General features: G+C 72.3%; 11 protein-coding genes. 3 read left to right on the top strand and 8 right to left on the bottom strand.

The window, feature by feature from the left end; all coding sequences use genetic code 11:
- Positions 1-70 precede the first annotated feature (70 nt).
- The gene (locus AB4K12_RS13575) at positions 71-805 is read left to right on the top strand and encodes a M23 family metallopeptidase (RefSeq protein WP_368434481.1); all 735 of its coding nucleotides are present in this window, start codon (positions 71-73) and stop codon (positions 803-805) included.
- A 123-nt stretch (positions 806-928) separates the two neighbouring features.
- Here the strand turns inward: AB4K12_RS13575 and AB4K12_RS13570 are convergent, their stop codons facing one another.
- From AB4K12_RS13570 to AB4K12_RS13540, 7 genes are all read right to left on the bottom strand, one after another.
- Positions 929-1756, bottom strand: a complete 828-nt coding sequence (locus AB4K12_RS13570) for an ABC transporter permease (protein ID WP_368434480.1) — start codon at positions 1754-1756, stop codon at positions 929-931.
- A complete protein-coding gene (locus AB4K12_RS13565) occupies positions 1753-2811 on the bottom strand; it encodes an ATP-binding cassette domain-containing protein (protein ID WP_368434479.1) in 1059 nt (352 codons plus the stop codon). Before AB4K12_RS13565 ends, AB4K12_RS13570 begins: the two co-directional genes overlap by 4 nt.
- Positions 2812-2927: 116 nt before the next feature.
- Positions 2928-4232, bottom strand: a complete 1305-nt coding sequence (gene cseC, locus AB4K12_RS13560; RefSeq protein WP_368434478.1) for a two-component system sensor histidine kinase CseC — start codon at positions 4230-4232, stop codon at positions 2928-2930.
- Between the two features lie 60 nt (positions 4233-4292).
- A complete protein-coding gene (cseB, locus tag AB4K12_RS13555) occupies positions 4293-5003 on the bottom strand; it encodes a two-component system response regulator CseB (protein ID WP_368434477.1) in 711 nt (236 codons plus the stop codon).
- Positions 5004-5010: 7 nt separating this feature from the next.
- Positions 5011-5610: a hypothetical protein gene (locus AB4K12_RS13550; RefSeq protein ID WP_242645474.1), complete on the bottom strand. Its 600-nt coding sequence runs from the start codon at positions 5608-5610 to the stop codon at positions 5011-5013.
- 77 nt (positions 5611-5687) lie between these two features.
- Entirely contained in the window at positions 5688-6236 is a 549-nt protein-coding gene (locus AB4K12_RS13545; RefSeq protein ID WP_086566376.1) for a SigE family RNA polymerase sigma factor, read from the bottom strand.
- Positions 6237-6613: 377 nt separating this feature from the next.
- Positions 6614-7537, bottom strand: a complete 924-nt coding sequence (locus AB4K12_RS13540; protein WP_368434476.1) for an A/G-specific adenine glycosylase — start codon at positions 7535-7537, stop codon at positions 6614-6616.
- A gap of 257 nt (positions 7538-7794) precedes the next feature.
- Here AB4K12_RS13540 and AB4K12_RS13535 point away from each other — a divergent pair, with 257 nt between their 5' ends.
- Together AB4K12_RS13535 and AB4K12_RS13530 are read left to right on the top strand one after the other, a co-directional pair.
- Positions 7795-8295 carry a pyridoxamine 5'-phosphate oxidase family protein gene (locus AB4K12_RS13535; RefSeq protein WP_368434475.1) on the top strand — a complete coding sequence of 167 codons (501 nt, stop codon included), beginning with the start codon at positions 7795-7797 and terminating at the stop codon, positions 8293-8295.
- 175 nt (positions 8296-8470) lie between these two features.
- The gene (locus AB4K12_RS13530) at positions 8471-9310 is read left to right on the top strand and encodes a hypothetical protein (protein WP_368434474.1); all 840 of its coding nucleotides are present in this window, start codon (positions 8471-8473) and stop codon (positions 9308-9310) included.
- Between the two features lie 118 nt (positions 9311-9428).
- On the opposite strand, the gene disA is transcribed toward AB4K12_RS13530, so the two are convergent.
- Positions 9429-10562 (bottom strand): DNA integrity scanning diadenylate cyclase DisA, encoded by a 1134-nt coding sequence (gene disA / locus AB4K12_RS13525; protein WP_362255444.1) that lies wholly within the window; start codon positions 10560-10562, stop codon positions 9429-9431.
- Positions 10563-10610 lie beyond the last annotated feature (48 nt).

Raw genomic sequence — 10610 nt, 5'->3', positions numbered from 1 at the left:
CGCTGGTTACCAAGGTATGGCGATCCCGGCCCGCAGTCGGGACCTGTTTATTGCCTGGAGGTTTATCCGTATGTCGAAGCGCACCGCTTTCCGTAACTCGAGCAAGGCCGTTCTCCGTACCCGTGCCGCCGTCGTGGCAGCCGGTCTGGGAGCCTCGGTCGCGCTGGGTTCCGGGGTCGCGCTCGCAGCCGACACCACCGCCACGGTGAGCGGGTTCCCCGCGTTCGCGTCCGTCGCCTCCCTGGGCGACTCGCTGAACACGCAGGCCGCCACCCAGCTGAAGGTGGCGGAGAAGGAGAAGCAGGCCGCCGAGCAGGCCAAGCGGGACGCCGCCAAGCGTGCCGAGGAGGTCCGTAAGCAGGCCGAGGCCTCGCGCAAGCGTGCCGACGGCTGGGTCGCCCCCGTCGCCGGCTACCAGATCGGCCAGCCCTTCGGTAAGGCCGGTTCCATGTGGGCCCACAAGCACAGCGGCCAGGACCTCGTCGTGGGCACCGGCACCTCCGTCATGGCCGTTCACGGCGGTACGGTCGTCAAGGCCGGCCCCAACGGCGGCGGCGACGGTCCGGCGTACGGCAACGCCATCGTGATCAAGCACGACGACAACACGTATTCGCAGTACGCCCACCTCTCGCAGGTGAAGGTGTCCGTCGGCCAGACCGTGACCACCGGCCAGGTGATCGGTCTCTCCGGCTCCACCGGCAACTCGTCCGGTCCCCACCTGCACTTCGAGATCCGCACCACCCCGAACTACGGCTCCGGCATCGAGCCCGTCGGCTTCCTGAAGGCCCACGGCGAGAACCTCTGATCCCACCGGATCCGCCTCTGCACGGGCCACGCATGGCCCGACAGCGTCACGAGCCGGCGCACCGCCTCACCCGCGGTGCGCCGGCTTCGTCGTACGAGCGCCCGGAAGCCCGCCGCGGGCCGGCTACGTCCGGGCGCGGTAGGCCCGCATCGCCAGCGGCATGAACACCGCCACGATGCCGACCGCCCACGCCAGCGTCCACAGCACCGAGCTGCTCGACGCGTCGCCGAGCAGCAGCCCCCGGAAGGCGTCCGACAGGTGGGTGACGGGGTTGAGGTGCACCCAGGCCTGCAGCCAGCCCGGCATGGTCTCCACCCGGACGAACGCGCTGCTGGTGAACGTGATCGGGAAGATCAGGACGAAGGCGAAGACCTGCACCTTCTCGGCGTCGCCCGCCAGCATGCCGATCAGCACCGCGATCCAGGAGACGGCGGCGGCGAAGATCAGCAGCATCAGCGTGGCACCCAGGAAGCCGCCCAGGCCGCCGGTGATCCGGAAGCCGAGGGCCACGCCCAGCGCGATCATCAGCAGCATCGCCCACAGCTGTTTGACGAGGTCGGCGGCGATCCGGCCGAACAGCGGCGCGGACCGGGCGATGGGCAGGCTCCGCAGCCGGTCGAAGACGCCTTTGGTCAGGTCGGTGTTCAGCGACATCGCGGTGTACGTGGTCATGAACAGCGTGTTCTGGACGATCACCCCGGCCAGCGCGTACCGCAGGTACTCCTCGGGCGAGCCCGCCATCTGCCCGCCGAACACGTAGGTGAACAGGAACACGAACATGATCGGCGTGATGCTGTAGTCGACCAGCTCCAGGGGGTTGTGCTTGATGGACACCAGGCTCCGCCAGGCCAGCGTGGCGGTCTGCCGCAGGGCGTCCAGCGGGCGCACACGGCCGCTCCCGCGCAACCGGGGCGCGACGACCGGGGCGGGGGCCCGGCTCGCGGCGGTCATGACGGCCTCCCGCTGTCCGGCCTCCCGTTGTCCGGCCTCCCGCCGTCCGGCCCCCCACCGGCAGGCCTCCCGCCGTCCGGTGGGCCCCCGCCCTCCGGCCTCTCCCCGTCCGGCCCCGTGCGGTGGCCGGTCAGGGCGAGGAACACCTCGTCCAGGGAGGAGCGGCGCAGGCTCAGCTCGCCGACCGCGATCGACGCCTGGTCCAGCCGCCGCACGACCGAGGGCATCAGCGCCGGGTCGTTGACGGGTGCGGTGATCTCGTCGCCCTCGATCCGGGCCTTCGGGCCCGCCGCCTCCGTGATCAGGGCGTGGGCCGTCGCCAGATCGGCCCGGTGCACCGGTCTGAGCTGGAGCACCTGCCCGCCGGCCTGCGACTTCAGCTGGTCCGGGGTGCCTTCGGCGATCACCTTGCCCCGGTCGATGACGACGATGTCGTCGGCGAGCCGGTCGGCCTCGTTCAGATACTGCGTGGTGAGCAGCGCGGTCACCCCGTCGGCGACCAGGCCGCGCAGCATGTCCCACAGCTCGCCGCGGCTGTGCGGGTCGAGTCCGGTGGTCGGCTCGTCGAGGAAGAGGACGCGCGGCCGGCCGACGAGGCTCGCCGCGAGGTCGAGGCGGCGGCGCATGCCGCCGGAGTACGTCTTGGCGGCCCGCGCGGCGGCGTCGGCGAGGTGGAAGCGCTCGAGCAGCTCTCTGGCGCGGGCGCGGGCGTCGGACCGGGTCATGCCCAGCAGGCGGCCGATGAGCAGCAGGTTCTCGGAGCCGGTCAGCTGTTCGTCGACGGCCGCGTACTGGCCGGTGAGCCCGACGACGGCGCGGACCCGGCCCGGCTCGCGCACGACGTCGTGGCCCGCGACCTCGGCCCGGCCGGCGTCGGGGCGCAGGAGGGTGGCGAAGATTCGTACGGCGGTGGTCTTGCCGGCGCCGTTGGGGCCGAGGAGGCCGAGGACGGTGCCGGGGCGCGCGGCCAGGTCGACCCCGGCCAGCGCCTGGGTCTCCTTGAACCGCTTCACCAGGGCCTCGGCCCGGATCGCGTACGTCGTGGCGGTGGTCATGGCAGTCCCCCTTGGAGCGACTCCCTCAACTGTGACCCATGCCACTGACAACGCGCGCCCGCTGGCCGCCCGCGGGCGGAGAGGCCCTAGGGCGTGACCGACCCATCGGACACGCCCTAGTCCGGCACCTGGATGATCGGGAAGCTGCCCGTGCTGGTGGGGGACGACTCGGGGAGCCAGAGCACCGCGATCGCGCCGCCGCCCCCCTCCGCCTCCGGGTCGGCGTTGCGGAAGGTCAGGCGGGCGCCCAGGACGCGGGCCTGGCCGGCGGCGATGGTCAGGCCCAGGCCGTGGCCCTTGCCGGCCCGGTCCTTGCTGCCCGTACGGAAGCGGCTCGGCCCCTCCCGCAGGAGTTCCTCGGGGAAGCCGGGGCCGTGGTCGCGCACGCGCAGCACCCGGCCCTCGACGGAGACCTCGACGGGGCCCCTGCCGTGCTTGGCGGCGTTGGCGAGCAGGTTGCCCAGGATCCGCTCCAGGCGGCGCGGGTCGGTGGAGGCGTAGGCGTTGCGCACGACCGTGACCTTGGCGTCGGGGGCCGCGGACCGCACCCGGCGCTGTACGAACTCGCCGAGCTCGATGTCCTGCATCTCGGCGCGTTCGGCGAAGCCGTCCAGCCGGGCGACCTCGAGCACGTCCTCGACGAGCGTGCGCATGGCCTGGGCCCGGTCCCGTACGAGCTCGGTGGGCCGGCCCGGCGGCAGCAGCTCGGCGGCCGTGAGCAGGCCGGTCACGGGGGTGCGCAGTTCGTGGGCGATGTCGGCGGTGACGCGCCGCTCGGCCTCCAGCCGGTCGCGCAGCGCCTCGGCCATGCCGTCGACGGCCCGGGCGAGGTCGTCGGTCTCGTCGCGCACCCGGCCGCCGATGGCGTCGCGCACGCGGACGTCCGGGTCGTCGCCGTCGGCGAGCTTGCGGGCGGCGGTGGCGGCCTTGCGCAGGCGGCGGGAGAGCTGGCCGCCGACGAGGATGCCGAGGGCGCAGCCGCCCAGGACGACGGAGACCGAGCCGATGATCAGCGCCCGGTCGAGGTCGTTGAGGATGTCGTAGCGGTCCTTGAAGCGGGTGTGGATCGACAGGATCCGGCCGTTGCGCAGGGGGGTGGAGGCCCATACCTCGGGGGCCCCGCTGCCGTTGTCCTGCAGGTAGGTGGCGCGCAGGCCCACGTCGGCGGCGTCGCGCAGCGGCTTGGGCAGCGCGGGGTCGTCCACCTTGGCGCGCAGCATCAGCTTGCCGCCGGTGGATTCGTAGTACCGCTGGGCGATCTGGACGCGGTCGTCCATCTGGTCGCGGCTGCTGTTGAGCATGGAGACGCGCGCCGCGTTGTGGACGACGAGGCTGAGCGCGACGGCGACGAGCGCGCCGACGGCGGCGATCGCCAGACTGACCTTCCAGCGCAGGCCGCTGCGGAGGGCGAGCTTCACCACGAGAGGTTCCACGAGGGGTTCACGAGGGGTTCACCGGACGATCCACGATCCACCGGAGGCTCAGCCTCTGAGCTTGTAGCCGAAGCCACGGACCGTCTCGATCCGGTCCTGGCCGATCTTTCCGCGCAGGCGCTGCACGTGGACGTCGACGACGCGGGTGTCGCCGCCCCAGCCGTAGTCCCAGACCCGCTCCAGGAGCCGGTCGCGGGAGAGGACGGTGCCCGGCGCGGACGAGAACTCCAGCAGCAGCCGCATCTCGGTGGGGGTCAGGGCGACGGGCGTGCCGGCCTTGCGGACCTCCATGCCCTCGGTGTCGACCTCCAGGTCGCCGAAGCGCAGCACGCCGCCCTCGAGGGTCTCGTCGGCGGAGTCCGCCGCTCCGCCGCCGACGGCACCGCTGGCGTGGCCGAAGCGGCGCAGGACCGCGCGGATCCGGGCGACGAGCACGGCGCCGTCGAAGGGCTTGGTCACATAGTCGTCGGCGCCGGCCTCGAGGCCGAGGACGACGTCGATGGAGTCGGCGCGCGCCGAGAGCATGATCACGGGGACGGTCGACTCGTCACGGATCCGGCGGCACAGGCTGACCCCGTCCAGTCCCGGAACCATCACGTCCAGCAGCGCGATGTCCGGCCGCCGGGCGCGGAAGCTCTCCAGCCCCGACAGCCCGTCCGGCACCGCCGTGACGACGAAGCCGTCGCGCTCCAGGGCGAGCTGCGTAGCCTCGCGGATGACGTCGTCGTCCTCGACGAAGAGGACATGCGTATCGGCCACGCTGCTCTCAGCCCTCCGTTCCTTCGCTCGGCACCTTGCCGGTGTTGCCGACCTTGCCGAAGTCGGTGTGGGTGCGGCCGGTCTCGCGGAAGGTGTTGTCCGACCAGTGATAGGTCAGGACGTCCTCACCCGAGGCGCAGCAGACGGCGTCGCCCGGGCCGTAGACCTGCTTGGTGATCGTGAGATCACGCCGGTCGATGTCGGCGTAGACGGGCGCCTGCTCGGCCACGAACACATTCTCGTACGTGTTGCCCTTGGCACGGTACACATAGGAACCGACGCCGACGGAATCGCCGCACGTCAGGACGTTCACCACGACGTCGGGGCGGGAGCCGCCGGTCAGCTGCCCGTAGATCACATCGACGGGGTACTGGTCCTTCACGCACGGCTTGAGGTTCTTCTTGACCTGCTCGCCGACCTTGGGGTCGGACTTGATCAGCTTGACGGCGTCGACCTTGTCCTGGGGCGAGGCGGCCGACGCGGACGCCGAGGGCGTCCGGGGGGAGGCGGCCTTGGCCGCCGGCTGGGTCTGCGCGGGCCCCTCCTTGCGCACACCCTCACTGCTCGTACCGCATCCGGCCAGCAGAAGACCGGCAGTGGCGGCCATCGCGGTGACCGCACCACCGGTGATCAGTGCCGGCGTGGCTCTGCGCCCCCTGCCGGGGCGGGAACCCGCCGACCCGTTCAGGCCGCGCACCGTTCGCGCCCCCGATCGGTGCGCTCCAGGGCGTGGAAGTCCAGGTCGCGGCTCTCCAGCTCCTGGCGGAGCCGGGCCAGCGCACGATGCAGCGTGCTCTTGACCGTGCCGGTCGACATGCCGAGCGCCTCCGCGGTCTCCTCGGTGCTCATCTGCTCCCAGTGTCGCAGGACGACGACGCTTCGCTGCTTCGGTGCCAGGACGCCGAGGATGTCCATCAGCAGGGCACGGTCGGCGTGCTGCTCGGTGCCGTCCTCGACGCTGGCGTCGGGGAGCTGCTCGGTGGGCACCTCGTCGAGCTTACGGGCGCGCCACCACTCCGTACGAGTGTTGATCATGACGCGGCGCAGGTAGGCGTCGGCCAGCGACTTGTCCGCTATACCTTCCCAGCGGCCGTAGGTGCGGACGAGGGCGGTCTGGAGCAGGTCCTGGGCGTCGATGGGGTCCGGGACGAGCCGCCGGGCGCTGCGCAGGAGGGCGTCCTGACGGTTGCGTACGTACTCTTCGAAGTCCAGAACCTTGCCGCTGCTGGCCATGCTCAACAGCCTCCATTCCCGCTTTGCGTTCCCCGCGACGCTGGCAGTCGTCCAGCACGGGTAGGACGCTACGGACGGGCTGTTGCGACGCGATGTGCGGGAGCCCTTCGGCTGGTGCACAGCTGTCCATAGGTTGTGTAACAGCTGTGAGCGGGGGGTGGGGAAAGGGCGGCTCTGTCCGATTCGGGCAGGGCTGTGACCAGGGGTTTGTGACGCCAGTGATGGCTGGTGCGGCGTGTGGTGACGACGGGCGGTGCGTCTTCACCAGCACGCCGTGGCGAACCGGGCGGCGGCGCGGGGGCGAGCGTTACGCGACCGCCGTTACCCGACCGCCGTTACAAGACCGGCGTTACAAGACCGGCGTTACGCGACCGCCGTTACGCGAGCGGCAGCCGGTACATCCCGCCGGGGAGCGGCTCGACCAGACCGTCCGCCACGAGCCCGTCCAGCGCCCGGGCCCGCTGCACCGGCTCGTGCCACACCGCGTCCAGCGCCGCCTGCGGAACGGGCGACACCGCCTCGCGCAGCACGGCCAGCAGCTTGCCGCGCACCTGCCGGTCGGTACCCGCGTACGTCTGCCCCCGGCGCGGCGGCCCGTCGTGGGCCGGGGAGCCGGCGGCCAGCCACGCGCACCGGTCCGCGATCGGGCAGCGGGCGCAGGAGGGCGTACGGGCCGTGCAGACCAGCGCCCCCAGCTCCATGGTCGCCGCGGCCCAGCTGGCGGCCACCGGCTCGTCGTCCGGCAGCAGCGCCCGGGCCAGCCGGCGCTCGGCGGCCGTGGTGGCGTTCGGCGGGTACTGGGCGCCGGTCACGGCGCGGGCGAAGACGCGGCGGACGTTGGTGTCGAGCACCGCGTGCCGCTGTCCGTAGGCGAAGGACGCCACGGCCGCGGCCGTGTACTCGCCGACGCCCGGCAGGGCCAGCAGCTTGGCGTGGTCCCTCGGCACCTCGCCGCCGTGCCGCTCGGTGATGGCCGAGGCGGCGGCGTGCAGCCGCAGCGCGCGGCGCGGATAGCCGAGCCGGCCCCAGGCGCGGACCGCCTCGCCGGGCGCCTCGGCCGCCAGGTCGGCGGGGCGCGGCCAGCGGGCCAGCCACTGCTCGTACATCGGCAGCACCCGGTTGACCGGGGTCTGTTGCAGCATGAACTCGCTGACCATCACCCCCCACGGCCCGGCCTCGGGCCAGCGCCAGGGCAGGTCCCGGGCGTGCGCGCGGAACCAGTCGATGACGGGGGCGTGCAGGAGGGTGGACGTCTGGGGCGTGGTGGCCGGCGGAGCCGGAGTGGCAGGCATCAAAGTCATGACTCTTCGATCCTGGCACGCCCGCGTGAAGCGACGAAACGCGCCGGGCCCGGCTCGGCCATACGCCTGTGCCCACCACGCCTCGATCGGGTGACCGGATCCGCCAACCGTGGGCGGGCGACTGCGGGCGACTGCGGGCGACCGCGGGCGGACGACCTGCGGAGGGCCTCTCCTCGGGTCTTCGGGCCGGCTTCCGTGGAGGGCCGCCGCCATGGGCGGCAGGCTCCCGCGGGCGGCCGGCTTCATAGGCTTGATCCATGACCGACACGCAGGCCGCCCCGCCGCCGGCCGAGATCACGGCCGCCCTCCAGGCGCATACGACCCTCACCCTGGCCTATGCCGACGAGGACGGCCCGCAGGCGTGCGCCGTGCTCTACGCGGTCGACGAGGGCCCCGTCCCCTCCCTTCTCTTCGTCACCTCCGCCACCACCCGTCACGGCCGCGCGCTCACCGCGGGCGCCGGTGCCGGTGAAGGCGGTGCTCGCGTCGCCTTCACCGCACAGCACGACGGTCAGCGGTGGACCGAGCTGACCGGTGTTCAGGGGCGGGGCCGCTGCCGCCCGCTGGAGGGCGCGGAGCGCGCGGCGGCCTGGCGCGCGTACAGCGCACGCTTCCCCTATGTGGAACGTGACGACCGGCTGCGCGCGGCGATGGAGCGCACCGCGCTGTGGCAACTGCGGCCCGACTGGCTGCGTCTGATCGACAATGCGCGCGGCTTCGGGCACAAAACCGAGTGGCCGCACGCCGATTCGGCCTGAAGCGCATTCGGCCGGAAAGCGACGGCGACGCTCCGAAAGCGACGACAACGCTCCGTATGCGGTCGGCCCCGGAAGGGCGTCAACAGTCCCGCTTCCGTACAGATGATGGGAAAAGTAGGCACTCCTACGGCGGGTACTGGCTGGTGCCCCGGCCGATCTCTCGTAGAGTCTTCGCGTGGGATCTCTGCGCAATCCGATCGGGCCGCTTCCCTCCTCCATCTATTGGCGGCGGAGGGCAGTTGCGCTTGGCCTGCTCGGCCTTCTCGTACTGGTGGTGTTGTGGCTGCTCGCCTTCGGAGGTGACGGCGGCTCCGAGGACGGGCAGAGCAAGGGCTCTGACGGTAAGGGGCAGACGGACACCACGATCACGCCTGGACCCACCCCTTCCGGTCCGCACATCAGCCAACGCCCGGGCGGGCGTGGTGATTCGGGCAGCGGCGGCAGCGGAGGCAGCGGCGGAGGTTCCGGTTCGGGCGGTGGGAACGGCGGCTCCGGCGGTACGGGCGCGGGTTCCGGCGGCTCGGCCGGCGGGAGCGGTGGCGGCGGCTTCGGCGGTGGCGCCGGGGTGGTGGTGACCGGCGAGGGCAGGACCGTCGCGGCGGGCACCGACCTGCCCGACTGCACGGCGGGCTCCGTGAAGCTGAGCATCCGTCCGGTCAAGGACTCCTACAAGCCCGACGAGAAGCCCACGTTCGAACTGGTCGTGGAGAACTCCGGCAGCAGCGCCTGCAAGGTGAACTTCGGCGCGGCCGCCGCCCTGCTGAAGATCACCGACAGCAAGGGCGAGGAGCACGTGTGGGCGTCCGACGACTGCCCGCGCGGAAACGGCGCCGTGCTCTTCGAGGTGCCGGGCTCGGGCGAGACCAAGCGCACGCTGGAGTGGGACCGCAGGCGCACCGCCCCGCACTGCGCGACGCCGTCCGGCGCCGCGGCGGTCACGCCGGGCAGGTACCGGGTCGAGGTGAAGGTCGCGGGCGTCACCGAGCGGACGGAATTCGTCCTCGAGAAGGCATGAAGCGCCACGGACAGGCCTGAAGCGCTACGGATATGGGTGAGGGCCCCGCGGCCGCGGGGCCCTCACCCATATCCGGGAAGTCGTCCCGGAGCCCTTGGACCAGGCCTTGGACCAGCCTTTAGACGTACCGCTCGAGGATCGAGGACTCCGCGAGCCGCGACAGCCCCTCGCGGACCGAGCGGGCGCGGGCCTCGCCGACGCCGTCGACCGTCTGCAGGTCGTCCACGCTGGCGGCGAGCAGCTTCTGCAGCCCGCCGAAGTGGTCCACGAGGCGCTCGATGATGGCGCCGGGCAGCCGGGGAACCTTCGCCAGCAGGCGGTAGCCGCGCGGGGAGACCGCCGAGTCCAGCGTCTCGGGGGAGCCGCTGTAGCCCAGGGCGCGGGCGACGATGGGCAGTTCGAGGAGCTCGGGATGGCTGAGGGAGTCCAGCTCGGACATGGCCTCGGCGACCGTGCGGGTGCGCTTGGCGGTCGGCTCGGGGACGTAGTCCCGTACGACCAGCTCGCGCTCGGGCTCGACGCCGGCGATGAGCTCCTCCAGCTGCAGGGAGAGCAGCCGGCCGTCGGTGCCCAGCTCGACGACGTACTCCGCGATCTCCGTGGCGATGCGGCGCACCAGCTCCAGCCGCTGCGAGACGGCCGTGACGTCCCGGACGGTGACCAGGTCCTCGATCTCCAGCGCGGAGAGGGTGCCGGCGACCTCGTCGAGGCGGAGCTTGTAGCGCTCGAGGGTGGCCAGCGCCTGGTTGGCGCGGGAGAGGATCGCTCCCGACTCCTCCAGGACGCGGCGCTCGCCGCCCACGTACAGCGCGATCAGCCGCATCGACTGGCTGACGGAGATGACGGGGAAGCCGGACTGGATGGAGGCGCGCTGCGCGGTGCGGTGGCGGGTGCCGGTCTCCTCGGTGGGGATCGAGGCGTCGGGGTAGAGCTGGACGCCCGCCCGCACGATCTTGCTGCAGTCCTTGTCGAGGATCAGCGCACCGTCCAGCTTGCACAGCTCGCGCAGCCGGGTGGCGGTGAACTCCACGTCGAGGACGAAGCCGCCGGTGCACATCGCCTCGACGGTCTTGTCCATGCCGAGCACGATGAGACCGCCCGTATTGCCGCGAAGGACGCGCTCGAGGCCGTCGCGCAGGGGTGTGCCGGGCGCGACGGCGCTCAACGAGGAGCGCATCAGCCCGTCGACTCCGGAGCCACCGGAGGCGCCTCCGGCCTTGCCGGGGCCCGATGCCCGGTCGTTGGCTGCCACTGCACTCCTCCGGTCGCAAGGTCAACGGTGCCTTGGGCCGCCGCCCGG

It is taken from the genome of Streptomyces sp. C36 (genome assembly GCF_040932295.1).
In the GTDB taxonomy this organism is placed as follows: domain Bacteria; phylum Actinomycetota; class Actinomycetes; order Streptomycetales; family Streptomycetaceae; genus Streptomyces; species Streptomyces triculaminicus.
The sequence above is the reverse complement of the archived record's forward strand: the minus strand, read 5'-3'. Positions and strand labels throughout refer to the sequence as shown.

Bases quoted from the DNA above. Each gene is read 5' to 3' on its own strand.
- AB4K12_RS13575 (WP_368434481.1), top strand. From the start codon at position 71: ATGTCGAAGCGCACCGCTTTCCGTAACTCGAGCAAGGCCGTTCTCCGT.
- AB4K12_RS13570 (WP_368434480.1), bottom strand. From the start codon at position 1,756: ATGACCGCCGCGAGCCGGGCCCCCGCCCCGGTCGTCGCGCCCCGGTTG.
- AB4K12_RS13565 (WP_368434479.1), bottom strand. From the start codon at position 2,811: ATGACCACCGCCACGACGTACGCGATCCGGGCCGAGGCCCTGGTGAAG.
- AB4K12_RS13550 (WP_242645474.1), bottom strand. From the start codon at position 5,610: ATGGCCGCCACTGCCGGTCTTCTGCTGGCCGGATGCGGTACGAGCAGT.
- AB4K12_RS13545 (WP_086566376.1), bottom strand. From the start codon at position 6,236: ATGGCCAGCAGCGGCAAGGTTCTGGACTTCGAAGAGTACGTACGCAAC.
- AB4K12_RS13540 (WP_368434476.1), bottom strand. From the start codon at position 7,537: ATGACTTTGATGCCTGCCACTCCGGCTCCGCCGGCCACCACGCCCCAG.
- AB4K12_RS13535 (WP_368434475.1), top strand. From the start codon at position 7,795: ATGACCGACACGCAGGCCGCCCCGCCGCCGGCCGAGATCACGGCCGCC.